Here is a 26,621-nt window from a genome sequence, read left to right on the forward strand (position 1 = left end):
TTTTTAGGTTGATTATACTATATACAAATATTTAAATTATTTTTTACGGCACACGGCTACAGGAGACCCTATTCGTTAGGCTCCAGTTTAATTGTTGTCTACAAAAAGAAAATAGGTTGATTAACCTTTACTACTAATAGACGTCTATACTTGGGTCTATCTCTTCTTTCCATGCTACAATACCACCTTTAAGATTAGCTAAGTTGCTAAACCCTTGCTGTTCTAACAATAAAATAGCTTGGGCACTTCTTTTTCCACTACGGCACTGCACAATTACTGGCTTATCCTTTGCTACTTTATCAACTTCGATAAGAAGACCGCCTAAAGGAATATTTAGACCATTAAGATGAGATACCTCATATTCAAAAGATTCACGAACATCAATTAATTGAAAATCATCTTTATTCTCAATCATGTTTTTCAATTCTTGAACAGTCACTTCTTTCATAATTTTCTATTAATTTATCAAATATACTATTTTTTTTTCAACAAAACTTACAAATAAATGCTATATACATAAAAACAATAATTTTCTACGTCTGGACTTTAACTTTAAATGGTCACATGGAATAATCTGATTATTGTTATCAAGAAACTTTATGGTGAATAAATATGTCTGCTCTTCGTTCTCATTCTTGTTTCTATAACCTCTACTACATGGATATTGCACAAGTAATAATAATACCTGAAAACTATTATAAAATAAACCAATTTTAAAGCTTTACCTCTTTCAAAATTCAAAAATGCCAAGAAAAATGAACCAGGTTTCCATCTGCTTTATTATAAACTGATTTTTTTTCTCATTATAAAATCATTTAAAACAAACTCATGGTAAGGAATGTCTATGGATTTAAAAACCTCAAAACCTTGCCGCAAATAAAAAAAATAAGCTTTATTATTTCTATTCACATTAAGTTCTAAAATATTTAATCTATTGGTGCAGGCGATACTTTCTGCAAAATCAATAAATTTCTTGCCTAAGCCCAAACCTTGCGAATCAGGTCTTAAATATAATTTTTCAATACGCATAATATTTTCCCCTGGCATAAGCGCAATAAACCCTAACGACACCGAATTTTCCTTAAAACGAATAAAGTAAAACTCTTGACCAGAATATATAGCATCAAAAATACCTTTCTCAGAATAAGAGCTTTTTAACATAAAATCAATCTGATTCTGCGATAATATATTTGCATATGCAACAGCCCAACTCTCGTAAGCAATCTCCGAAATTTCTTTCCAATCATCAGTTGTTGCCTTCAAAAAAAACATTACAATACTTCTCCTATACTTACAAATCCTTCGCTATTAAACTCCAGGTGAACAAAACCATCAGAAACCGACACAAATTCATCTGCTTTAATACGATGTAAACCAACTAATGACTTTAAATACTTTTCTTTCACCATAATCACCTCGCCCTTCGGCTTCCATTTTTTATAGTGCCCTTTTACAAAAACATATCTTATCCCTTCTACAAAAACAACAATATTAATAAGTCTAGAAAATTCAAAAAAAACTTCCTCAACCTTATCGCTAATAATATTAACTGCTTTATAATTATTAGATACTAAATACAATAATGCGTCTTGTAAGAAAGACTGGCTTACGCCTACCTTCTTAATACTGTCCTGTTCATACAAAGTGCGCTCACCACCAAAAACTACATCTACCTTTATACGTTCTACCAATAAAAAATCAACGAAATAGTCATTAGTCAATACCGAAGGACTCCACTCTAATAGCTGTCCTAAATATTCTGAACCAAGTGAGTCTATGGAATTAAATAATAATGCCGGCTCTTGGTTTTCTCTTATAATATGATGTGAAGACATAATGAAAAAACGAATATAATAATACAGCCCTAATGAAAGCTGATCAACACTTTACAATACCGCTTTGTAGAATAAGAACCAATTAATCTAATTGGCGCAGTGTAATATAAGCCATTAAACCAATACTTAATTCCAACGCATCTTCATCAATATCAAACGTTGATGTATGCACGGCTGAACATATCCCTTTGTCTTTATTACCTGTTCCTAAACGGTAAAAACAAGCATCTATCTCTTGTGAATAATATGCAAAATCTTCTGCCGCTGGCCATAAATCTAAATCCACCACATTTTCATTACCGAGATATTCTATAGCAAACCGCCTAACTCGATCTGTCAAAACCGGTTCATTAATTAGAAACGGATAACCTTTTCTAATCTCAAAATCACAAACAGCCCCCATACTCTCCGCAATACCTTCTGCCATTTTCTTCATTTTTTGATGAGCTTTATTTCTCCATTCTTCATCAAATGTTCTAAAGGTTCCTTCTAAACTAACGACATCGGGCACCACATTGGTAGCTCCAAGCCCAATAATTTTACCCCAAGAAAGAACAGTTGGTATTCTCGGATCAGCGGTCCGGCTCACAATTTGTTGCAATGCTGTAATAATCTGTGCACTAATGGAAATAGGATCAATATTTTGATGTGGATGTGCCCCATGCCCACCTTTCCCCTTGATAGACATATATAACTCATCTGAAGAAGCCATATATTTCCCCAATCTAAACCCGACCTTTCCTACTTCTATAAAAGGCATGACATGTTGAGCTATAATTACCTCTGGTTTAGGACTTTCTAAAACTCCCTCTTTAATCATAATAGAAGCCCCGCCGGGTATCTTTTCTTCTGCGGGTTGAAAAATTAATTTCACTGTCCCTCCAAAGTCAGACTTTAATACTTGAAGTATTTTGGCTACTCCTAACAATGAAGCTGTGTGCACATCATGCCCACAGGCATGCATAACCCCTTGTATTTTAGACCCATAACTACGACCCGGAACTTCTTGAATAGGAAGAGCATCCATATCTGCTCTTAAGGCTAATACTTTATTTGATTTTTTTTCACCTTTAATCAAAGCAACAACACCCGTGTTAGCCATTTCTTCATAGCTTATACCGAGTGTGTCAAGTGTTTTTTTTACATATTTCGAAGTTTCATATTCTTCAAAAGACAATTCAGGATTACTATGTAAAACTCTTCTATGCTCAACTATCTCTGAAAAAAAAGATGAAGCTAAATTTCCAACCTGATCTTTAAGAATAGACATCTTCTCTAATATTTATTCGTAAACCCAAATATCCTCTGTAAACACAAAAACATTGTTGTATGCCGAACGTAATTCACGCATTAAATTCGTAGCTTCTCCTCGACTTCTAAAGTCTCCGACCTTTACCCTATAATTAGGTTCATCATATGTTAAATATGCGGAAATATCACTATAGGAATTCTGAAAACGAGCTTGTACGCTATTGGCTTCACTTCGGCTAGCACCAGAATAGATTTGCACCCTAAAACCCCGGGTTTTGACCCGTGCACCTGTCTTCTTTTCAATAGTTCTTGTCCCCAAGCTGACTATTTTAGGAGCTGCAGGATGAATATTATAGGCGGCCCTATATTCTTGCAACAATGTTATCAAAGCGTCCTTTTCTACCTCAACCTCACCTGATTGAGCATGACAGAATGATATAGCTCCTGTGAAAATAAAGCCTAAAATAAATACTTTGTACAACATATTGTAATCTTATTCAAACCGAAACTCCCTAAACTTTTCTCAAAAAACGAAAATAATCAGAGCACTATTGGTAATACAATTAAACGACACTTAAAGTTTTAAAAAAAACTTTAAGTGTCACTTTTTTATTTTCCGTGGCAGTTTTTATACTTTAATCCAGATCCACAAGGACACTCATCATTTCTTCCCACTGTCGTTTCTTTACGAATCGGTTGAGTAATTTGTTGATCCCGCGTATCTCTATCTTCTTCCGAAACGCCAGTAGGTGATGAAAGTTCTGCTTTTGTAGCTTTAAGTTGTGTTTGTTGAACAGGTTTCTGAACAGCCTCTTTTACATTCTCAGGCTGTTGTTCCTGCCCTGGAATATTTCCTTTAAACAAAAAACTAACGATATCTTTATTCATAGAAGCCAACATTTCTTTAAACAAATTATAGGCTTCCATTTTATAAATAATGATCGGGTCTTTTTGTTCATAAACAGCATTCTGAACAGACTGTTTCAAATCATCCATCTCACGTAAATGTTCTTTCCAAGCATCATCTATTAATGCTAAAACAATTCCCTTTTCAAAAGAACGAAATACTTCTCTACCTTCTGTCTCAACGGCCTTTTGCAAATTTGTTGCAACCTGAATTCCTCTTATTCCATCTGTAAATGGAACAACAACATTTTCAATCATCGCTCCACGCTCAGCCAAAACATTTGTCAAAACTGGTAATGTCTGCTCAGCGATAGCTTTCTCTTTGGCCTGATAATGTGTAATAATCTGCTGAAACAGACTATCCGTTAAAGTCTCAATACTACTTTGCCCAAACTCTTCCTCTGTTATTGCTGGATTAACAGCAAACAAGCGAATAACTTCTATTTGGAACTCCTCATATGCTGCCCCTTCTTTAGCATTTACGACAACATCTTCTACAACATCAAAAATAGTATTGTTCAAATCTACATCTAAACGCTCACCAAAAAGTGCATTTTTACGTTTGCTATAAATAACTGTACGTTGCGAATTCATCACATCATCATACTCTAACAAACGTTTACGGATACCAAAGTTATTTTCCTCTACTTTGCGTTGCGCACGTTCGATAGACTTTGTTAACATACTGTGTTGCATCACTTCTCCCTCTTCAACACCCATCTTAACCATAATGTTAGAGATACGCTCTGACGCGAATAGCCGCATAAGATTATCCTCTAAAGAAACAAAAAACTGTGATGAGCCTGGGTCTCCTTGCCGTCCCGCACGGCCACGTAATTGACGGTCTACACGCCTCGACTCATGTCGTTCGGTACCAATAATAGCTAAACCGCCTGCATTAATAACTTCTGTAGACAATTTAATATCCGTACCTCGTCCTGCCATATTTGTAGCAATTGTCACTTGTCCAGGTCTTCCTGCTTCCGCTACAATATCCGCCTCTTTTTGGTGAAGCTTAGCATTCAAAACATTATGTTTAATACCTCTTAACTTAAGCATCCGGCTCAATAATTCTGATATTTCTACCGAAGTAGTACCCACTAACACCGGTCGTCCTGACTCTGTTAAGGTTTGTATCTCTTGCGCTACAGCATTATACTTTTCACGAGCTGTACGATATATAAAATCCTGACGATCATCCCTTTGAATAGGTCTGTTAGTCGGAATCTCGACAACATCTAGCTTGTAAATTTCCCAAAGCTCACCAGCTTCTGTCGAAGCCGTACCCGTCATCCCCGCTAGCTTATGGTACATTCGAAAATAGTTTTGCAAAGTTATTGTAGCATACGTTTGAGTCGCATCTTCTACTTTAACATTTTCTTTTGCTTCTATTGCTTGATGTAACCCATCCGAATAACGACGTCCGTCCATAATACGTCCAGTCTGCTCATCGACAATCTTAACTTTCCCCTCATCAACAATATATTGATCGTCAATTTCAAATAAAGTATATGCCTTCAACAACTGGTTAATAGAGTGAATACGCTCAGACTTAACAGAATAATCACGCAATAACACCTCCTTACGTTCCGCCTTTTCTTCTAAAGGAATAGCAGAGTTTTCAATCTCAGCTATTTCAGAACCCACATCAGGTAATATAAAGAAAGTCGGGTCTTCCCCAGATGCTGTTATAAGCTCTATACCTTTATCTGTTAGTTCAACCTGGTTATTTTTCTCGTCAATAACAAAAAACAGTTCTTCATCTACTTTAGGCATATTTCGGTTCTGCTCTGCCATATAGTAGTTTTCTGCCTTTTGAAGAACTTGACGATGATTACTTTCAGAAAGAAACTTTATTAATGCTTTATTTTTTGGCAAACCTCTATATGCTCTTAACAATGCTTTTCCACCACCTTCTACCTCTGTATCTCCACTAGCAATAGCTTTTTTAGCTTCATTAAAAACAGTATTAATGTATGCTTTCTGCGCATTAACTAAACGTTCAATTCTAGGCTTCAGCTGATAAAATTCATGTTCATCACCACGTGGTATTGGACCTGATATAATTAATGGTGTACGAGCATCGTCGATTAAAACTGAATCAACCTCATCAATCATCGCATAATGAAGTTTACGCTGAACCATAGCATCTGGTGTTTGCGTCATATTGTCACGCAAATAATCAAAGCCAAATTCGTTATTCGTACCATATACAATATCTGACAAATAAGCTTTTCTACGTTGTGGTGAATTAGGCTGATGCTTATCAATACAATCTACGCTCATCCCATGAAATTCAAAAATAGGCCCATTCCACTCCGAGTCACGACGTGCTAAATAATCGTTTACAGTTACAATATGAACACCCTGCCCTGTAAGTGCATTTAAATATGTCGGCAATGTTCCCACTAAGGTTTTTCCCTCTCCAGTTGACATCTCCGCAATCTTACCCTGATGCAAAACAATACCTCCAATCAATTGTACGTCGTAATGCACCATATTCCATATGACCTCAGTTCCAGCAGCAAGCCAAGAATTCTGCCAAATAGCATCCTCTCCCTCAATTCTTACGTTAGGCTTGAAAGCAGCTAACTCTTTATCAAAATCTGTAGCGGTAACTCTTATCTCTTTATTCTCCGTAAAACGACGAGCTGTCTCTTTTACAACCGCAAAACCCTCTGGAAGAATTTCCATCAGCACTTCTTCTAACTTTTTGTCTCGGTCTTTAGTCAGCTTATCTATCTTTTCATAGATTTCTGTCTTTTTGCCCATATCAACCTCATCCATATCAGCTTCGGCCTTTAATGTGGCAATTTCTGTATCAATTTCTAATAAATATTCTTTGATTCTATCTTTAAAAGCCAGTGTTTTTCCCCTTAATTCATCATGACTAAGAGTTGATAATTTTTCGTATTCTTGCTTTATTTTTTCTACGATAGATTGGACAGATTTAATATCTCGTTCAGACTTACTACCAAATAATTTACTTAAAAATTTTAACATAATATTTTTTATATCAGTTTACCGCAGTGCAAGAATATCTCCAAAAATAACTTTATTGACATTTTGACACTAATCGGGCAAATTTACTTATTACATATGATAACTTACAGGATTGCAGGTTATTTTTTTACTCCACGAGACCTTTTAATATCAAAAGTGAATATTAATTTGTTGTCGTTAAAAATAGACATACCCTCCGATCAGGAATAATTTTCAAACGTTTTGCTTCATCAAACATAAATTGAACAGCCTCTTTCCCTTCATCCCCCAAACACTCACTATACTTATTTACATATAGCTCAATATGTTTATACATTACTTCTTCACTCATTTCCTGTGCATGAGAACGAATATAATCTAATCCTGACTTTGGATTTGAAAAAGCATAACGAACACTGTCGCCGACAAGTCTATTAATTTTATTTTTCAATTCATCTGACATGGATCGCTTTACGACAATTCCCCCTAAGGGAATTGGATAACCTGTTTTTCTCTCCCAATAATTCCCTAAGTCAACAACCTTATATAAACCTTTAGACTCGTAAGTAAACCGATTTTCGTGTATAATTAGCCCTAAATCAACCTCATCATCAAGCAACACTTGCTCTATTTCTGAAAATACAACAGGTTCACGGTGCGTTAACTGTGGTAAAGCTAGACTTAATAAGAAATTTGCTGTTGTAAATTTTCCCGGAATAGCTATTTTTAAATTTCTATCCTCATTGCTCAAAACAGTTTCACCCCTCAAAAAACCTTGGATGCGTTCAGCTAATTCTTTATTCTTACTAATAAGAATCGGCCCAACCCCAAAACCTAATGCTGATCCAGCATCTAATAACTCATAATTATTTACAGCGTATGCAAAAGCATGGTAGCTTAATTTTGTGACATCTAAGTCAGCCTGAAAAGCCTTAGAGTTTAATGTTTCTACATCGTGATACGCTACTACAAACTCTAAACCTTGCGTATCTATTTTATTATGAATCAGAGCATCAAAAATAAAGGTATCGTTTGGACAAGGTGAAAAACCTAGTGATATTTTCATCAAATGATTGTTTTAATCGTTTAATAAATCCATTATATAATTCTACTAGCTAACCTGAACAACTGTTCATTTAAAAACACTGACAACGCTAAATAATTTTATATAACAACATTAACATAGACAGAAAAGTAGCTAACAAAACTCCATTTCCTAAAATTGGTCTGTTAACACTTTTTTTATACGTAACACGAAGAAAGACCAAATTTATTGCAATAGCTATCCAATAAAGTGCAAAAGGTTTTTCATCCAAAAAAATAAGTCCCAACTTTTCTTGCAATAAGTAAGAGATCAGTGGGAAAAAAAAGCCTAATATAGCACCTATAAAAAGATCATTCTTCATACTATATATCAAAAGACCAGGAGTTTAATTCTGTTATCGCATAATGAGCTGTCATATCAAATTGAGTGGGCACAACCGAAACATAACCATGTGTTAAAGCATACACATCGGTATCTTCCCCGCGATCCAATAATTTAAACTTACCAGTCATCCAAAAATATTCACGTTTATATGGATCCTCTCTTTCATCAAATTCTTCAAACCATTTAGCAGTTGCTTGCCGACAAATTTTAATACCTTTTATTTCTTTGTTAATATGAGGAAAATTAACATTTAACAATGTTCCTTTCTGTAACCCATTCTCTAGAACCTGACTTGCAATAGCTCGTATATAAGGTCGACAGTGTGAAAAATCTGCTTGATGAGAAAAATCATCCAATGAAAAACCAATAGAAGGGATATCTTCAATAGCCCCCTCTACTGCAGCAGACATAGTTCCTGAGTATAAAATATTAATCGAATAGTTTAAACCATGGTTAACCCCTGAAACACAAAGATCTGGTTTCTTTCCTTTAAATATTTTATGAACAGCCAACTTAACGCAATCCACAGGCGTTCCAGAACACTTATACATTTCTACATCTTCATATATATCAATCTTATCTAAACGCAAAGGTCTTCCTATAGTTATAGCGTGCCCCATGCCTGACTGCGGACTATCTGGTGCAACAACGACTACACGTCCGATTTTCTGCATTTCTTCTAGTAAAACCTTAATACCTGGAGCTGTAATGCCATCATCGTTAACAACTAGAATCGTTGGCTTATCTTTTGTCATATGCGAATTTATAAAAAAAGAAGGCGTTAGAAAAATCTAACGCCTCCGTATTCGTTTAGAATATTAACTACCCTAAACTTTTTAACCAATCTACTACTTCTTCTCTTGCTTTATTCTAATCTTCCACTCGATCCATTTACCCTTCATTGCCAACTTATCCACAACTCTCTCCTTATATTTACTTTTACCTATAAAACACAACAAAAAGAAAATTGTTTTGATTCACATCACTTGAAAAAAATAATAAAAACCTACTTGTATCAAACATATTTATCTAAAAAGTTTCTTAAAATAAAGATTTAATAAACAAGCACACTTTGAATAAATCCTAATCAAAAAATACGCTCAAAAATCTTTCAAATGAGATCTTTCAAGTAAAAAGGGTTTATATCTACAGATATAAACCCTTTTTATCAATAAAATCAATTACCTTGTCAGGTGTAAAATATCGAATGTTTTTTTTCTCTCTTATTGCTTTTCGTAAAAATGTAGAAGATAATTCCATATTCGGCGTATCTGTTAAAGTGACTGATGGGTGTTTTACAAGTTTCCCCCCTTTATAACCTGGCCGCGGATAAACAATAATACGATAATCTCTTAAAATAACTTCTGAATTTTTCCATTTATGAAAATTCATCAAATTATCTTCACCCATTATAAGTACAAAGCTATATTTTGGGAAACGTTCTTTTAAATGTATTAATGTATCAATGGTATAAGACGGCTTAGGCAAACCAAATTCAATATCGGATACGCGCAATTTATCTTCTCCTTCTATTGCTAGATTCACCATTTCTAAGCGATCGTACATATTACCTAAACTTTTCTTTTCTTTAAAAGGGTTCTGAGGGGATACAACAAACCATACCTCATCTAAATCGGTATAGTTCACCATGTAGTTTGCAATAATCAAATGCCCCACATGAACCGGGTTAAAAGAACCAAAAAATAAACCTATTATTTTTTGCATTTATTTAGAAAATCTAAAACAATTTGTTCAGCTTCTTGACAAGCTTCTTCTAAATCAATATTATTAATAATGACATCAAACTTATCAGCCTCTTTAAGTTCTATTTCAGCTTTTGCAAAACGCTCTTTCAATTTTTCTTCCGAGTCAGTCCCACGTCCTATCAAACGCTCTTTCAGTACTTCCAAAGATGGCGGGTTCACAAATATAGAAAGTGCTTCCTCCGGAAATTTTGATTTTAGTCGCTGTCCTCCTACCACATCAATATCAAATATAACTGATTTACCCGATGCCCATATACGGTCTACCTCGCTTTTTAAAGTACCATAAAAAGTACCGGAATAAACCTCTTCAAACTCAATAAATTCCTGATTGGCTATTTTATGTAAGAAGTCCTCTTTACCAATAAAATAATAATCTCTTCCATCCACTTCACCCAATCTTGGTTCACGAGTACTAGCAGATATGGAAAATGCCAATTTATCATTATGTGAAGCTAATAATCGGTTTACTATAGTTGTCTTACCTGCTCCTGAAGGTGCGGAAAATATAATAAGCTTACCTTTCATACTTTACAATACATTTAATAATTGTTCTTTTATTTTTTCCAATTCTTCTTTCATGCGTACAACTATTTGCTGTATAGTTGCATCATTAGCTTTGGATCCCAATGTATTTATTTCTCTTCCCATCTCTTGAGAAATAAACCCTAATTTTTTACCGTTAGAATCTGTGGCATTTAATGCCTGAATAAAATAATTACAATGACTGCTTAGCCTAACTTTTTCTTCAGTAATGTCTAACTTATCTATATAAAACACTATTTCTTGTTCAAATCTATTCATATCGACATTTTCTTTGCCGATCGCATTATCTAAATAAGTATTTAACCTTTCGCGAATCAAAGGAATACGACTTCCTTCTTTTTCTTCCACTTCTGATAAATAAGATAAAATAAGCTCGACTCTCCTTTCTAGATCTGCTTTTAGAACCTGACCTTCATCTACTCTAAAATTATTAAAAAGCTCCACAGCTTTATAAAAAGCCTCCATAACTATTTTACCTTCTTCATCATCAATAGCATCATCATTCGAAGTAACCACTTCTGGCATATTCAACGACAATTCGAATAGAGGTGCTTTATCTTCTCCTAATTGCGTAGCTATACTCTTAAGTTGTTGGTAATACTTTTTTAACAATTCACCATTAATATCAGAAGCATTAGCTGTTAAGTCTACATGTTCAACACTAACGGTAATAATGACTTTACCCCTTTCTAATAATTTACTTGACTCGGATCTAATGGCAAACTCTTTATCAGAAACAGTTTTTGGTAAACGAAGATTAAGTTCTAGAAATTTTGAATTTAGAGATTTCAACTCCACGGTATATTTAACCTTCCCATTCTCTTGGGAAGCAATACCATAGCCTGTCATTGATTTTATCATATGCAAATGTATAAAATCTAACTACAATAGTTAAACCTTTATTTACTCTCCCAATCATGCTTTGCTATTAGCACACACAAATAAGTTTTATAGGCAGACCCTTCCTGTATTTTAGCAAACCCGATTCCTATATCATATAACGACCCATACCAACTGTCCATTCCTAAAATATGCTTTCTATGCATAAAACCTGGTGAGTTATTCCCTATTATAAATGCTTTTATAGCATCAACTGCAGTGGCATGATTTGCAGCTATAGATTCGAAATTATTAGCCTTTATATCTTTCAGCCAATCAACGTTTAAGGAATATCCTGCCTTATTAATATAATAGTTTGGTCCTATCCCTTCTGGCGTAATATGTTCAAAATAATCCCTATTAGCCATATCTTTAGCCCTGAATTCAGCAACTTTAGCTAAGTTATCATTCCATTTTAATTGTGTGACACTAACTTTGGATACATCGAAATTCACATTTAACTCTTTACTAAAGTATTCTGGTTTTTTTCGAAAAGAATTAATGTAAGAATAAGCCTCCTTTGCTTCTTTTTTATCAATAGACACCTGTTTTTTCTGAGCAAAAACCACTTGACTAAGCAAGACTAATAAAAACAAATAAACGAAACGCATATAATGAAATCTATTATTTTAAAAATAACCCTATAAAATTAAGGATAGGTATAAAAAAGAAAAAGGAAGCCTTAAGCTTCCTTTTTTTTACTGTATTTTTCTTTAATGATTTCAATAATAGGTGGCAACATGGAAAGCACTATAATAGCAAATATAACGAGTGTGAAATTTTCTTTTATAATTGGTAATCCTCCAAAATAATAACCAATAAATAAAAATGATGTCACCCACAAAATTGCACCGATTACATTATAAAAAGCAAAACTTTTGTAGGACATAGTACCCACACCTGCTACAAAAGGAGCAAAAGTCCTTATTATTGGTACGAAACGTGCATATATAATAGTTTTACCTCCGTACTTATCATAAAAACGCTCCGTTTTATCAAGATATTCCTTCTTCAAAAACTTATACTTTCCGCTAAATGCTTTAGGCCCTATATATTGACCGATGTGATAATTAACCATATCACCGATTATTCCCGCTATCAGCAATAAACCCCACATTACGAAAATGTTTAAATCAGTTTCCGGTTTTGCTATAATAGCGCCTGTCGCAAAAAGCAAAGAATCTCCTGGTAAAAAAGGAGTAACAACTAAACCCGTTTCAGCAAAAACAATCAAAAATAGAATCAAATATGTCCACGTTTGATAATCATTTACTATTTCTACAAGGTGTTTGTCTATATGTAAGACAAAGTCCACCAAAGAATATATTAATTCCAAAACAAAGATACTAGCTATTGTTCAACATCACAGGCATAACCAACATAAGGATGTCTTCATTATCTTCTTTAACAGCTGGAATCAACAGCCCTGCCCTATTCGGGGTACTCATTTCAATAACAACTTCTGAACAGTTTAAATTATTCAGCATCTCTACCAAAAACTTAGCGTTAAACCCAATTTCCATATCTTGCCCCTCAAACTGACAGCTAAGCCGTTCATGCGCTTCATTAGAAAAATCTAAATCCTCTGCAGAAATATTTAATTCACTTCCTGATATTTTTAATCTTACTTGATGTGTAGTTTTATTAGCAAAAATAACAACACGACGCAAGGTATTTAAGAACAATAAACGATCAACTGTCAATTTATTCGGATTAACAGGCGGAATAACAGCCTCATAATCTGGATAACGTTCATCAATCAACCGGCATATCAAATGAATTGTTCCAAACTGAAAGAAAGCATTTGTATTATTATACTCAATAGATACAACGCTATCATCAGAAGGAAGAGACGATTTTAATAAAGTTAATGCTTTCTTGGGTAAGATAAGTGATGTAGGTTTGTCACAACTTATATCTGTACGGCGGTAACGCACCAATTTATGAGCATCTGTTGATACAAAAGTCACACTTTGTTCGGCCAATTGAACTAACACACCAGACATCGCCGGCCTTAACTCATCATTGCTAACTGCAAAAATTGTCTTATTAATAGCTTCTGATAAAATAGACGCATCCAAATTTACAGTAGAAACATTTTCAACAGTTGGTATCTTGGGAAAATCATCAGCGTTCTCGCCACTCAATTTATACTTTCCATCACCTGCACTGATTTCAATAGCTAACGTAGTTGTATCTACGGAAAACGCTACCGGTTGGTCAGGAAGTGTTTTCAATGTTTCAATCAAAATTTTTGAAGGCATAGCTACTTTTCCCTCTTCTTTAGCTTCTATCTGTAAAGAAGTAACCATGCTAGTTTGCAAGTCAGTAGCTGATATAGTTAACAAGTTATCTTTGATCTCAAATAAAAAGTTCTCAAGGATAGGTAGTACTGTACTACTACTAGATGCTCCGCTTATAGCCTGTAATTGCTTTAATAAAATTGACGTGGATACAATAAATCTCATTTCCTGAATTTTATAGATTTTTATATGCAATATTACAGAAAAGATTCTACATTTAATAAACTCTAACCTTCTTTAATTCCTACCACAACTTATTTAATTTGTACATTTGTATAAATTAAATATGCAGTTCAAAGATATTATAGGCAATCAAAATATAAAAAAACACTTGCTTCAAACAGTCAAAAGCAATCGTGTTAGCCATGCCCAATTGTTCCTTGGACCAGAAAGCTCAGGTAGTTTAGCTCTGGCTGTTGCGTATGCACAATATATTAACTGCGAAAACAAAAAAAATGACGATAGTTGTGGTGTTTGCAACTCCTGTAATAAATATCAAAAATTAATACATCCAGATCTTCACTTCTCCTACCCTTTTTTTGCAAATGGAAAAGATGATTTAGCAACAAACTATTTAGAAGATTGGCGAAAAGCTTTTCTGTCTAATCCATATATGGACCTGGATTTTTGGCGACAAAATTTAGACGCAGAAAATAAACAAGCAAATATAAATATTGCCGAAGCACACAATATTATCAAGAAATTAAGCTATAAAGCTTTTGAAGCAGAATATAAAGTTTTAATTATGTGGCTACCTGAATATCTAGACATTCAAGGCAATGCTTTATTAAAACTTATCGAAGAACCACCAGCAAAAACACTTTTTATACTAGTTGCTGAGAATGCAGACAAAATACTAAATACTATTATTTCTAGAACACAACTAGTCAAAATAGACAAGTTGTCCCCAGATGAAATAAAAGAATATTTAGAACAACATAAAAACATGTCTCCTGAGCGTTCTGAAGAAATAGCTTTTATAGCAGATGGCAATATGCAGAAAGCAATAAAACTAACACATGAAAACGCAAATCCATATTTTGATTTATTAATAAATTGGTTACGCATCATTGTAACTGACTCCGGATTAAACATTATAAAATACACGGAAGAAGACTTTCCTAAATTAGGCCGAGAAAACCAAAAAAATTTTATAATTTACAGCGTAAATATGTTGCGTCAAATTATTCTGGTGCAACAACAATTACAAAATTTAGTACTTTTACAAGGTGAAGAATTAAATTTTGTAAACAGGTTTAGTGAAATCTTTAGTTTAGAACAAATAGAATCTGCAATAGAACTATTAGAAAAAACTCATTACAAAATAGAACGCAATGCGAATCCAAAAATTTTATTTTTAGATTTATCTTTACAATTAGTTTTAATTTTTAAGTATCAAACGATCCCTCAAGGGACACAATATATATAAAAGAAAAAATATGGGATGTGGCAGTTGCTCATCCGGAGGTGGGTGCGGTAGTAATACTACTGGAAGTACCCCTGCAGGTTGCCAAAATAATGGCTCATGCATGACCAGCGGATGTAATAAATTAGACGTATACGATTGGCTATCTGACATGGATTTGCCTTCTAATTATAAACCTTTCAATATTGTAGAAGTAAGATTCAAAGGATCACGAAAGGATTTTTATATTAATACAGACAACCTTTATCTCGAAATGGGAGAGATGGTTGCAGTCGAGCCTTCTACAGGCGGATATGATATCGGACATGTATCTTTAACAGGTGAATTAGTACGCCTTCAGTTAAAGAAAAATAACATAAAACTAGAATCGGTAGAAAAAAAAATATATCGCAAAGCAACCGAAACGGATGTACAAAAATTTGATGCTGCCAAAGAACTAGAGTGGGAAACGATGCACAAAGCAAGAAAACTTGCTTTGGACTTAGGTTTATCTATGAAAATTTCAGATGTAGATTACCAAGGAGATAAAACTAAAGCAACATTTTATTATACAGCTGAAGGTCGTGTCGATTTTAGAGAACTTATTAAGCGTATGGCTGAAAGTTTTCGTATTCGAATAGAAATGCGTCAAATTGGTATGCGTCAAGAAGCAAGTCGCCTTGGCGGAATTGGTTCCTGTGGCCGAGAACTTTGTTGTTCTACTTGGTTAACAGATTTTAAAACGGTATCAACTTCAGCTGCTCGTTATCAAAATCTTTCTTTAAATACATTAAAACTTGCAGGTCAGTGTGGTAAACTAAAGTGTTGTCTAAACTATGAATTAGATAGTTATATGGATGCACTAAAATACATACCTACCAATGTTGAGCGTCTAGATACAGAAGCTGGAACAGCATTTTTACAGAAAACCGATATTTTCAAAAAGGTAATGTGGTATTCATACCAAGGTGTAGAAAATTGGATTCCTGTAGAAATAGATAAAGTAAAAGAATATGCTGAAACCAATAAAGAAGGAAGAAAAATACAAGATTTAGCAAGCGCTTATACACCTCCTGAGGTTATAAAACCAATTTCTTATGATTATGAAAATGTAGTTGGTCAGGATTCTTTAACAAGATTAGACGATAAAAATAAAAGAAAAAAAAGAAGAAAATCAAAACCAAAAGCAGAAGGTATTTTAGAAGTTAAATCAATAAAAAACGAAGCAACTCCGAAACAAGTAAATAGAAAAAACACAAAAACAACAAATAATAATAAAGATCATAATATTACAAAAACTGTCAATAAAGAAGAACTAAAGACAGTTAATGAAAACAAACCAAAAAGAAGGTATAATAATAGGAATCGGAATAAAAATAGAACATCAGAAGGTAATAAAGGTGAATCTTAATTAATAAATCCGTAGGGTCTTAAAGTGAAAAAAAAACATATACATAATTTACTTTTTACTTTTATTCTTTTCACATCATGTGATCAGACTAGTTTTTACGATGTAAATAAGCCTATCAATAATAGAACATGGAGTTATTCTACTCCGGTTAAATTCAATGTTGATATTCGTGATTCAAAAACTAAATATGATGTTTATGTAAGTATACGCCACACACCTGAATATAATTACTCTAATTTATTTATTTTACTACACCAATCAGGTAATAAAGTAAAAGATACAACCCATAGACATGAGATCAAACTCGCCGAATTAGACGGTCGTTGGTTAGGTACTAGTGCTGGAAGCCTTTTAAATACTGAATTCAAAGCTATAGAGAATTTTATTTTCCCTGATACAGGTACATATACTTTTACTATAGAACAGAACATGCGTGATAATCCTTTAAAAAACATTAGCGATGTTGGCTTAAAGATTATAAAAAAATAATGTTAAGACTTATCCGTTATCTATTAATCCCATTTTCTATTATCTATTCAATAATAACGTGGTCTAGAAATAAATTATATGATTTAAACCTATTAAAAAGTAAATCATTTGATTTACCAATTGTTGTTATAGGAAATCTAGCTCTTGGTGGAACCGGAAAGAGTCCAATGGTTGAACATATACTACATATAGTTAATCCCTTGATCAAAGTCACTGTCTTAAGCAGAGGTTATGGTAGAAAAACAAAAGGATTTCGCTATGTACATGAAACGGACGAAGCTATTAATGTTGGGGACGAACCCTTACAAATAAAACGAAAATTTAAAGAAAATACGGTTGTCGTATGTGAAAATAGAGTACATGCAATAGAGAAAATAAAGAATAAAACCGATGCTGTATTATTAGATGATGCCTATCAGCATAGAAAATTAAAACCCACTTTTTCAATTCTTCTTTTCGATTATTATTCTTTAAACAAACCTATTATTACCTTACCAACAGGGAATTTTAGAGATACACTTCTCGAAAGTAAAAGAGCCGATATTATTGTTGTTACAAAGAGTCCTTCAGAAATAAATGAAGTTACAAAAAAAAACATAGTCAATCGTTTAAAAAAACATAGCGATGCCCCTATTTTTTTTTCAGAGATAACTTATCAAACTCTTTTAACTTCTTCAAAACAAGAAACAGATATTCGCTTTTTTTTGGAGTATCATGCTATATTACTAACAGGAATTGCTAATCCTGCACCACTTTATGAGTATTTAGTAGAAAAAGTAAAAAGTATCACAACTATAAAGTTCCCTGATCATCATGTTTTTTCAGAAAAAGACCTTTTAAAAATCGAACACTTATTTGATAACTTACCATCCAAAAAAATTATCATAACAACCGAAAAAGATATCCAACGCCTACCACAAGATTTTGTATTAAAACTTCCTACATACTATATTCCTATACAACAAAATATACTTTTTAATCAATCAGAAGAATTTAACAGCCTGATAAAAAAAGCTTTCTTAGACCAATAGATAATTCTCTTATTCAATGTGTTTTTCTAAATAAAAAGAGCGAAATCTAAGTAAGTTTCGCTCTTCTAACATTCAAAATCAAACGTTTTAAATCTATGTAGTTTTTAATTTCTTTTGTATATCCTGTACATAGGTTTTAAATTTTTTATCTGTTTCAATCAAATCCTCTACAGTCTGGCATGCATAAATTACAGTAGAGTGGTCTCTACCTCCAAAAAAGTTACCTATAGTCTTGAGTGATGATTTAGTATAGTTTTTTGCTAGATACATAGATATCTGACGTGCCTGTACAATCTCACGTTTACGTACTTTAGATTTTACCATTTCAATAGGAACCTCAAAATATTCACAGACTAATTTCTGTATATATTCCATTGATATCTCTTTATGCGTATTCTTAACAAAATTCTTCAACATAGATTTAGCCAGATTAAGATCTATTTCTTTCTTGTTAAGAGTAGACTGCGCCAATAAAGATACCATAGCTCCTTCCAATTCACGCACACTATTATCTATTTGAGTGGCTACATATTCCACTACATTCTCAGGTAATTCTATACCATCTGAATACATCTTTTTCTTAAGAATAGCCATCCGCGTTTCCAAATCAGGGGCTTGGATATCGGCTGACAACCCCCATTTAAATCGGCTAAGTAATCTTTCTTCTAATCCTGATAAATCTTTAGGGGCTTTATCAGAAGTCAAAATAACTTGTTTACTAGATTGATGTAAATGATTAAATATATGGAAAAATATATCTTGCGTTTTTTCTTTTCCAGCAAAGTTATGAACGTCATCCATAATGATTACATCCATTGCTTGGTAAAAATTAACAAAATCATTAATTGTATTATTCTTCAAAGAATCAACAAACTGTTGACAAAATTTCTCACAAGAAACATAAATCACCAATTTATCAGGTAAATTTTTCTTTACCTCATTACCAATAGCTTGCGCCAAATGCGTTTTACCCAAGCCTACATCCCCATATATCATCAATGGGTTAAAAGAAGTACCTCCCGGCTTATTAGCTACAGCAAAACCAGCTGAACGTGCTAAACGATTACACTCTCCTTCTATAAAGTTATCAAATGTATAACTATGATTAAGCTGAGGATCTACTTCTAGCTTTTTTAATCCTGGAATTACAAAAGGATTCTTAATATTTTTATTTAATGCAACCGGTACGGGTATAGATTGTTTTTTTCCTTCAGCTCCATTTCCGTTTGATGGAATATTTGTCGTATATGGAATATTAGTTGATGATTTATCAACAATAATATTATATTCTAAACGACCCTGTTCGCCTAAAAATTTCTTAATTGTTTTACGTAAAATTCCAACGTAGTGCTCTTCCAACCACTCGTAAAAAAAGACAGACGGTACCTGAATAGTTAAAACGTTCCCATTTAGACCTATCGCTTTCACTGGCTCAAACCAGGTCTTAAAACTTTGCGCAGGTATATTGTCTTTTATTATCTGCAGACAGCTATTCCAAACACTTACACACGTTTTTTCCATTCTTAAATTGTTAATAACTTGAAAACCAATATTTGACAAAAAATTGTTTATAACTTTCTCTCAAGACGAAGATGATAAAAATAATTGAGCTAAAAAACTAAAATATGAAATAACATAAAAACAACTCAATATCAACCATTTACGTTATTTATTTTAAATAAAAAGTTAAAAATATCGATTGTTTTATATTTATCAACACTTATACTTTTCTCTAATATTTAACTTCGTTTTTCGGCTTAATTTATTCTTTTTTAGAATTGATGTGGAAAATTATTTCTATTTTTCTGTCTTTAAATATACGGAATTCAAGAAGCATAAAAAAGGGGAAAATATGAAAAAATTCCCCTTTAGTATCTTTAAGTAAAAAAGAGTACTAAGAGACCATTGAATTAGTTTTGATTCCCTTCACTAATTTTTCGACAGTCGAAATTATAGATTTTTCATCATAACCAGCTATATTCCATAATTCAGATTGTTCACCATGATCAATTACTTTATCAGGAATACCCAATCTTATAATCTCTGCAGTATAATTATGATCGGACATAAATTCTAAAACAGCTGAACCTATACCTCCAATAATACTGCCATCTTCCAAAGTAATTATCTTTTTATATTTTTTAAATACCTCATGTAACAATTCTTGATCTAGTGGTTTTGCAAAACGTAAATCATAATGTGCTGGGTGAATACCCTCTTGGTTTAGCTTTTGTATAGCCTTAGTAGCTTCATTACCTATTGCTCCAAAACTTAAAATAGCCAATTCTTCTCCTTCAACTAATTTTCTACCTTTACCAATTTCAATTTCCTTAAAAGGTCTACGCCAATCTACCATAACACCATTTCCTCTCGGATAGCGTATAACAAAGGGCCCTTTATTAGGTTTCTGAGCAGTAAACATTAGATTTCTTAACTCTTCCTCATTCATAGGAGCCGAAACAACCAGATTAGGAATACAACGCATATACGAAATATCATATGCTCCATGGTGCGTCGGACCATCAGCCCCAACTACACCTGCACGATCTAAACAAAAAACAACATTGAGGTTTTGCAAAGCTACATCATGTATAACCTGATCATAAGCCCTTTGCATAAAAGTTGAATAAATAGTACAAAATGGAACCAAACCCTGGGTGGCTAATCCGGCACTAAAAGTAACAGCATGTTGCTCTGCTATTCCCACATCAAAAGCACGATCAGGCATAGCCTTCATCATAATATTTAATGATGATCCCGAAGGCATAGCTGGCGTTATTCCCATAATCTTATCATTAGCCTCTGCTAATTCAACTAAAGTATGTCCAAAAACGTCTTGATACTTTGGAGGTTTAGGCTTATCGGAACTAGACTTTTTAATTTCTCCTGTTATTTTATCAAAAAGACCCGGAGCATGCCAAGTGGTTTGATCTTTTTCGGCTAAAGCATAACCTTTCCCTTTAACAGTTACTACGTGTAATAATTTTGGTCCTGGTATATGTTTTAAATCTTCTAATGTTTTAGCTAGTTTTACAACATCATGTCCATCTACAGGTCCAAAATATCTAAAATTAAGAGATTCAAATAAATTAGCATTTTTTAATAGAGTTCCCTTTATACTTTGTTCTAATTTTTTAGCCCAACCATAAGCATCAGGTCCATTTTTAGATATTTTTGCTAAAACAGAAATTAATTCATCTCTAAATTTATTATAACTTTTCGAAGTAGTGATGCTTGTTAAATATTCCTTCATGGCTCCGACATTAGGATCTATAGACATACAGTTATCATTCAAAATCACTAATAAATTAGATTTTTCAATACCTGCGTGATTTAATGCTTCGAATGCCATTCCCCCAGTTAATGCACCATCCCCTATAATAGCTACATGTTGTTTATCTTTTTCTCCTTTATATTCGGATGCTACAGCCATTCCTAATGCTGCAGATATAGAAGTAGATGAATGCCCCACACCAAAAGCATCATATTCACTTTCTTCTCTTTTTGGAAAACCAGAAATACCACCTAAAATTCTATTAGTATGAAATTTATCACGACGACCTGTCAAAATTTTATGTCCATAAGCCTGATGTCCGACATCAAAAATTAATTGATCATAAGGTGTATTCAAAACATAATGTAATGCAACTGTCAATTCAACAACTCCCAAACTTGCTGCAAAATGTCCCCCATTAACAGAAACAATATCAATTATATATTGCCGAAGTTCATTACACACCTCTTCCAACTCATTAGTTTTTAATTTTCTAAGATCAGCAGGAAAATTTATGTTTTGTAACAGCGGACCAGCCTCTATTTTCATATATGTATTATTTGTTTTTCTATGATCATATGGAATACTCATGTGTGTTTAAAATTTAAGCACACATGAGTACTCCATATTTTATATAGTATATAAATGAGATACAAATTAACGACTTATTCACTAAAGTACAGAACAATATATCTAAATAAAAGTTTAATGTAAGACTTAGTTATTTTCTTATTTTTGTAATAATCTATGCAGACTGAAGCTTACGAAATAAAACTCGAACAATTTGAAGGTCCTTTTGACTTGTTATTGTTCTTTATAGAAAGAGATGAACTAAACATTCACGATATTCCTATTTCAAAAATAACAGACGATTTTTTGGATTATATCCAAAAAATGCAATCCTTAAACATTGAATTAGCCAGTGAATTTATATTTGTTGCTTCGACCTTAATGCGGATTAAGGCCAAGATGCTCTTACCTAGACATAATTTAGATGAAGAAGAAAACGAAATAGATCTTAAAAAAGAACTAACACAAAAACTTATTTTATACAAGCAATATAGGGATATCTGTGAAGATCTACGTATTTTAGAAAAAAATAGAAGTTATTTGCATACCCGGGGAAATTTAAATTATGATAATCAATTAGCACGCAATAAAGATAGAACAGAAGAACATCTTGCGTCTTTTGATCTATATAAATTGCTGCTTGTGTATGAAAAATTGATGTTTAGTTTTACACACCGTATAAAAGAAGTAACACATACTGTTGTTAAATTTCCATATACAATAGAACAACAAAAAAAGATTATATCTGAATTAATTGCTATAAATAATAAATTGGATTTCCAACAGATTGTAAAAAACTCCGAAAACAAAGTTCAATTTGTTTTTAACTTTTTAGCTATTTTGGAAATGCTTCAACAACGATTGCTCGAAATTCAAATTGGAACGGGTTATAATAGTTTTTGGGTTGAAAAGAAAACAGATTTAAATTAAAATATATACCCAAAAATCAAAGTAAAAGACTGATTTTTAATATTATTTTCACGCTTATTTCCCCCTCTTTCCGGTTCTAAATTTGCTAAACCTCGCTGTGTAGCAAGAGAAAAAGCATATTTGTTATGTAAAGCATAACCTAGTTTAAAAGTCAAACCATAATCAAAAGGTTTTGCATATATATTTTCCCCATCCTCTGATGTACCTTTATTTTTCTTGAAAGATACATTTCCCCTATCAACTACTATTCCATTCCCGAGCAATACTGTATCTGAAGTTTTCCATCGCCCACTAAGCCCCATACCTAGATATGGACCGACACCGATTTGTATCGAACTCGAATGAACAGGTATGGAATAAACTAAATCTACAGGAAGAAACAAATAAGACACTTGTGCTCTAAAGTTCTCGCCCCAACCTATTTTTGATTTACCGTTTTCTTTAAATCCGCGTTCACTATAAATAATACCAGATTCTAAGCTTATTTGCTTCCATAAAGGCAAACGAATACCAACGCCTAAATGTATTCCCGCTACAAACTCAGAATCAATAGCTTTACCTAGTTCATCCTTCACCCTAATATTTGAATAATTAAAACCAACTTCTCCTTTCCAGAAAACTTGAGAAAAAGCACTTTTAAATGTGAAAAATAAAAAAAATAAAGTTAATGTACTTAGATTTTTCATATGATTTTGTAGTCGATCTTTTTTTATCATATAGAATTCTCATCCATATTTTACTTTTAAGAAACATGAGAATTTCACAAATTAATAGCTGGTCAACATAATTATTAGCATAAAGGTACCTAATTTCGTTCTATTTTTTACAATAGACTAAATTCCTACTTAAAATTTGTTTGTTTCTTTAATTTATGAAGACTTTTTAACAAAAAGTCATAATGATCTTCCTTCTTTATATGAGCAAGTTCTTTTGCCGCAAAAAGTCCAGCCATTAGAGCTTTACTATCAAAATTCATAAAACGTTTATATATAGTATTAAGATCTATATCTTCCAAATAACCATCAACTAAACCAACTTCAATAGCTTTATCCACTGAAAAATAATCTGTTTCTAAGCAAAGCTGAATCATTTGTTTTTTAGGCATAATATTTAGTAAACTCGCCATTACTTGAAAAGGAAAAATACCTATTTCTAGTTCAGGAAGCCTAAAGCGAACATTTTTGCTACTAAAAACATATGTGCAATTTGCAATCAATAAAAAACCTCCTGCTATAACATCTCCTTCTAACAAAGCAATAGATGGTTTTTGAAGTTTTTCCATCACTTTACCTAACGAAATATTTTCTTGTTTAATAGCCGGATTAAAAGTATCTAAACTATGGTTTTTAAAAACATTTAAATCCATTCCCGCACAAAAAACAGGTCCTTCAGCTTTAAAAACAATCAGCTTTACCGACTCGTTAGCATTAGCAATTGATACAGCATGAGCTATTTCATTGACCATGGTAGGTGTAAAAGCATTTCTTTTTTCCGGTCTATTCAAGATGATCGTGAAAATAGCATTTTCAACACTTGTTTTTATAAAATTATACATCATTACTAATCAATTTCTGAAAGGATTTCAATAAATCAGGTACTATAGACAATTCTTCTGGCTGTTTATACCTCTCCAACAATAATTCAGTAGGAATATTACCCACTAGATCATCCTTAGCAAAAGGACATCCTCCGTATCCCATAAGGGCTCCCTCAAATATTCGACAACCTGACATATAAGCCGCCTCTATTTTATTAGCTGCATTATCTATTCTACTGTGTAAATGTATACTTAATTCGATAGTTGGAAAGCTTTTTTTAACACTATTAAAGACAAGCTCTATTTGTTTTACAGTTGCCTCTGAAGTCGTATCTGCAAGAGAAAATTTAGATACACCTTCACCAATTAATTTTTCAATCCATGATGTTACCATATCGGGATGCCAATCATCGCCGTAAGGATTACCAAATGCCATAGAAATATAAATCATTAACTTAGTATGTGTTTTTCCTGATAAAATATCTTGACAATTACGAACTGTTTCAAATGCACCATCAATACTTCTATTTGTATTACGTTTCTGAAAAGTATCTGATATAGAAAAAGGATAACCCAAATAATCTATTTTAGCGTACTTACTTCCTATTTCAACTCCTTTTTCGTTTGCAATAATGGCAATTAATTCAGTATTTCTCTTATCAATTATACTTTCTAATACTTCTTCTGTATCCCTCAATTGGGGAACGACCTTAGGCGACACAAAACTTCCAAAATCAACATAATCAAATAAATCACTATTTATTAAATTATTAATATGTTCTATCTTTTTATAAGTAGGAATAAAGGTATGTATTCCTTGAATCGCATCCCTTGGACAATCAACTAATCTTATTTTTTCTTTGTTATGCATCTTTCTGTATTTCTCTAGCTATAACCATTTTCTGTATAGCACTAGTCCCCTCACCTATAGTGCATAGTTTAGCATCTCTAAAGAATTTTTCTGCTGGAAAATCTTTTGTAAAACCATAACCTCCATGTATTTGTACACTTTCATTAGCAACTTCAACTGCTACCTCAGAAGCATATAATTTTGCCATTGCCCCTTCTTTGGTTACTTTTTTATTATGATCTTTTAATTCTCCTGCGCGTCTAATTAATAATTCAGAAGCATCAATTTTAGTAGCTAAATCTGCTAGTTTAAAACCCACATCCTGAAAATTAAATATTTTTTCTTCAAACTGTTCTCTTTCGTTAGCATAGCGTAATGCACAATTATAAGCCCCTCTTGCTATACCTAAGGATAAAGCTGCAATAGATATACGTCCTCCGTCTAATAGCTTTAACGCTTGTATAAATCCTTCTCCTTCAACACCTATTACCTGATCTTTATGTACTCTACAATTATCAAAAAATAAACTTGCAGTTTCGGATGCTCGCATACCCAATTTATTAATTTTTTCCCCTGCAGTAAATCCTGGTGTATCCTTTTCTATTATAAATGCAGTTACAGCCCTTTTATCTCCTTTCTTTCCTGTTCTAACCATAACAACTGCAACATCACCGCTTATTGCATGTGTAATAAAAGTTTTAGAACCATTAATAATATAGTAGTCTCCATCTCTTACAGCTGTAGTAGCAAGCCCTCCAGCATCTGATCCTGATCCTGTCTCTGTAAGTCCCCAAGCACCTATCCATTCCGCCGTAGCTAATTTTGGCAAGTACTTTTTTTTCTGTTCCTCATTAGCAAATGATAAAATATGATTTGTACACAATGAATTATGTGCAGCTACTGATAAACCAATAGAACCACATACTTGAGAAATTTCATCTAAAATTGTAATATACTCTTGATAACTAAGTCCTGCACCATTATATTGTTCTGGTACAATAATCCCCATAAAACCATATTCTCCCATTTTTTTAAATAATTCTACAGGAAAATATTGCCTTTCGTCCCAGTCCATTAAATAAGGTTTTATAAATTCTTGGGCAAATTGTTTAGCACTTTCACGTACCAAAGCTAATTGTTCATTTTGATGTGTTTGTAACATATTATTTTGTAAGTTTACAATGGATTTGTGAAAAATATAAAAAACAATTCATATATTAAAATATTATC

General features: G+C 32.9%; 26 protein-coding genes. 5 read left to right on the forward strand and 21 right to left on the reverse strand.

The features are described from left to right. Positions 1-133 precede the first annotated feature (133 nt). The 15 genes from ORI89_RS03450 to dnaN form a co-directional block, all read right to left on the reverse strand. Complete coding sequence (locus tag ORI89_RS03450) at positions 134-448, reverse strand: rhodanese-like domain-containing protein (protein ID WP_268229028.1); 315 nt, start codon at positions 446-448, stop codon at positions 134-136. 332 nt (positions 449-780) lie between these two features. Beyond that, entirely contained in the window at positions 781-1,263 is a 483-nt protein-coding gene (locus tag ORI89_RS03455) for a GNAT family N-acetyltransferase (protein WP_268229029.1), read from the reverse strand. A gap of 8 nt (positions 1,264-1,271) precedes the next feature. Further along, a complete protein-coding gene (locus ORI89_RS03460; protein WP_268229030.1) occupies positions 1,272-1,835 on the reverse strand; it encodes a thiamine diphosphokinase in 564 nt (187 codons plus the stop codon). Positions 1,836-1,917: 82 nt separating this feature from the next. Next, positions 1,918-3,105: a M20 metallopeptidase family protein gene (locus tag ORI89_RS03465; RefSeq protein WP_268229031.1), complete on the reverse strand. Its 1,188-nt coding sequence runs from the start codon at positions 3,103-3,105 to the stop codon at positions 1,918-1,920. Positions 3,106-3,117: 12 nt separating this feature from the next. Beyond that, entirely contained in the window at positions 3,118-3,570 is a 453-nt protein-coding gene (locus ORI89_RS03470; RefSeq protein ID WP_268229032.1) for an SPOR domain-containing protein, read from the reverse strand. A gap of 125 nt (positions 3,571-3,695) precedes the next feature. Further along, positions 3,696-6,995, reverse strand: coding sequence for a preprotein translocase subunit SecA (secA, locus tag ORI89_RS03475; protein ID WP_268229033.1), 3,300 nt, complete (start codon positions 6,993-6,995; stop codon positions 3,696-3,698). A gap of 163 nt (positions 6,996-7,158) precedes the next feature. After that, positions 7,159-8,040, reverse strand: coding sequence for a 1,4-dihydroxy-6-naphthoate synthase (locus tag ORI89_RS03480; protein ID WP_268229034.1), 882 nt, complete (start codon positions 8,038-8,040; stop codon positions 7,159-7,161). A gap of 88 nt (positions 8,041-8,128) precedes the next feature. Then, positions 8,129-8,380: a hypothetical protein gene (locus ORI89_RS03485; protein ID WP_268229035.1), complete on the reverse strand. Its 252-nt coding sequence runs from the start codon at positions 8,378-8,380 to the stop codon at positions 8,129-8,131. Position 8,381: 1 nt separating this feature from the next. Next, positions 8,382-9,158 carry a 5'/3'-nucleotidase SurE gene (surE, locus tag ORI89_RS03490; protein WP_268229036.1) on the reverse strand — a complete coding sequence of 259 codons (777 nt, stop codon included), beginning with the start codon at positions 9,156-9,158 and terminating at the stop codon, positions 8,382-8,384. Between the two features lie 391 nt (positions 9,159-9,549). After that, the gene (gene nadD / locus ORI89_RS03495; protein WP_268229037.1) at positions 9,550-10,128 is read right to left on the reverse strand and encodes a nicotinate (nicotinamide) nucleotide adenylyltransferase; all 579 of its coding nucleotides are present in this window, start codon (positions 10,126-10,128) and stop codon (positions 9,550-9,552) included. Further along, entirely contained in the window at positions 10,116-10,694 is a 579-nt protein-coding gene (gene gmk / locus ORI89_RS03500; protein ID WP_268229038.1) for a guanylate kinase, read from the reverse strand. Before gmk ends, nadD begins: the two co-directional genes overlap by 13 nt. A gap of 3 nt (positions 10,695-10,697) precedes the next feature. After that, complete coding sequence (locus ORI89_RS03505) at positions 10,698-11,573, reverse strand: YicC/YloC family endoribonuclease (RefSeq protein WP_268229039.1); 876 nt, start codon at positions 11,571-11,573, stop codon at positions 10,698-10,700. A 38-nt stretch (positions 11,574-11,611) separates the two neighbouring features. After that, complete coding sequence (locus ORI89_RS03510) at positions 11,612-12,202, reverse strand: CAP domain-containing protein (RefSeq protein WP_268229040.1); 591 nt, start codon at positions 12,200-12,202, stop codon at positions 11,612-11,614. A 71-nt stretch (positions 12,203-12,273) separates the two neighbouring features. Beyond that, the gene (locus ORI89_RS03515) at positions 12,274-12,927 is read right to left on the reverse strand and encodes a DedA family protein (RefSeq protein WP_268229041.1); all 654 of its coding nucleotides are present in this window, start codon (positions 12,925-12,927) and stop codon (positions 12,274-12,276) included. A gap of 10 nt (positions 12,928-12,937) precedes the next feature. After that, a complete protein-coding gene (gene dnaN / locus ORI89_RS03520; protein WP_268229042.1) occupies positions 12,938-14,059 on the reverse strand; it encodes a DNA polymerase III subunit beta in 1,122 nt (373 codons plus the stop codon). Positions 14,060-14,180: 121 nt separating this feature from the next. Here dnaN and ORI89_RS03525 point away from each other — a divergent pair, with 121 nt between their 5' ends. The 4 genes from ORI89_RS03525 (at position 14,181) to lpxK (ending at position 18,230) form a co-directional block, all read left to right on the forward strand. Beyond that, a complete protein-coding gene (locus ORI89_RS03525; RefSeq protein ID WP_268229043.1) occupies positions 14,181-15,323 on the forward strand; it encodes a DNA polymerase III subunit in 1,143 nt (380 codons plus the stop codon). A 100-nt stretch (positions 15,324-15,423) separates the two neighbouring features. Further along, on the forward strand, positions 15,424-16,710 hold the full coding sequence (locus ORI89_RS03530) for a PSP1 domain-containing protein (protein WP_442800863.1): 1,287 nt from the start codon (positions 15,424-15,426) through the stop codon (positions 16,708-16,710). 24 nt (positions 16,711-16,734) lie between these two features. Then, positions 16,735-17,199, forward strand: a complete 465-nt coding sequence (locus ORI89_RS03535; RefSeq protein WP_268229045.1) for a gliding motility lipoprotein GldH — start codon at positions 16,735-16,737, stop codon at positions 17,197-17,199. Further along, a complete protein-coding gene (lpxK, locus tag ORI89_RS03540) occupies positions 17,199-18,230 on the forward strand; it encodes a tetraacyldisaccharide 4'-kinase (protein ID WP_268229046.1) in 1,032 nt (343 codons plus the stop codon). Before ORI89_RS03535 ends, lpxK begins: the two co-directional genes overlap by 1 nt. Before the next feature lie 93 nt (positions 18,231-18,323). On the opposite strand, the gene dnaA is transcribed toward lpxK, so the two are convergent. Both dnaA and dxs read right to left on the reverse strand, forming a co-directional pair. Then, positions 18,324-19,751 carry a chromosomal replication initiator protein DnaA gene (dnaA, locus tag ORI89_RS03545; RefSeq protein ID WP_268229047.1) on the reverse strand — a complete coding sequence of 476 codons (1,428 nt, stop codon included), beginning with the start codon at positions 19,749-19,751 and terminating at the stop codon, positions 18,324-18,326. 373 nt (positions 19,752-20,124) lie between these two features. Then, entirely contained in the window at positions 20,125-22,053 is a 1,929-nt protein-coding gene (dxs, locus tag ORI89_RS03550) for a 1-deoxy-D-xylulose-5-phosphate synthase (RefSeq protein WP_268229127.1), read from the reverse strand. A gap of 198 nt (positions 22,054-22,251) precedes the next feature. Between dxs and ORI89_RS03555 the strand changes: the two genes are divergently transcribed. Further along, positions 22,252-23,004, forward strand: a complete 753-nt coding sequence (locus tag ORI89_RS03555) for a segregation and condensation protein A (protein ID WP_268229048.1) — start codon at positions 22,252-22,254, stop codon at positions 23,002-23,004. Here ORI89_RS03555 and ORI89_RS03560 read toward each other — a convergent pair. The 4 genes from ORI89_RS03560 to ORI89_RS03575 form a co-directional block, all read right to left on the reverse strand. After that, entirely contained in the window at positions 23,001-23,690 is a 690-nt protein-coding gene (locus ORI89_RS03560) for an outer membrane beta-barrel protein (protein ID WP_268229049.1), read from the reverse strand. The genes ORI89_RS03555 and ORI89_RS03560 overlap by 4 nt on opposite strands. 155 nt (positions 23,691-23,845) lie before the next feature. After that, the gene (locus tag ORI89_RS03565) at positions 23,846-24,559 is read right to left on the reverse strand and encodes an enoyl-CoA hydratase/isomerase family protein (protein ID WP_268229050.1); all 714 of its coding nucleotides are present in this window, start codon (positions 24,557-24,559) and stop codon (positions 23,846-23,848) included. Continuing rightward, on the reverse strand, positions 24,552-25,412 hold the full coding sequence (locus ORI89_RS03570) for a hydroxymethylglutaryl-CoA lyase (protein ID WP_268229051.1): 861 nt from the start codon (positions 25,410-25,412) through the stop codon (positions 24,552-24,554). Before ORI89_RS03570 ends, ORI89_RS03565 begins: the two co-directional genes overlap by 8 nt. Next, positions 25,405-26,553, reverse strand: coding sequence for an acyl-CoA dehydrogenase family protein (locus ORI89_RS03575; protein WP_268229052.1), 1,149 nt, complete (start codon positions 26,551-26,553; stop codon positions 25,405-25,407). The genes ORI89_RS03570 and ORI89_RS03575 overlap by 8 nt, the downstream gene beginning before the upstream one ends. Positions 26,554-26,621: the final 68 nt, after the last annotated feature.

The organism is Sphingobacterium sp. UT-1RO-CII-1 (assembly GCF_026711005.1).
Taxonomy (GTDB): Bacteria; Bacteroidota; Bacteroidia; order Sphingobacteriales; family Sphingobacteriaceae; genus Sphingobacterium.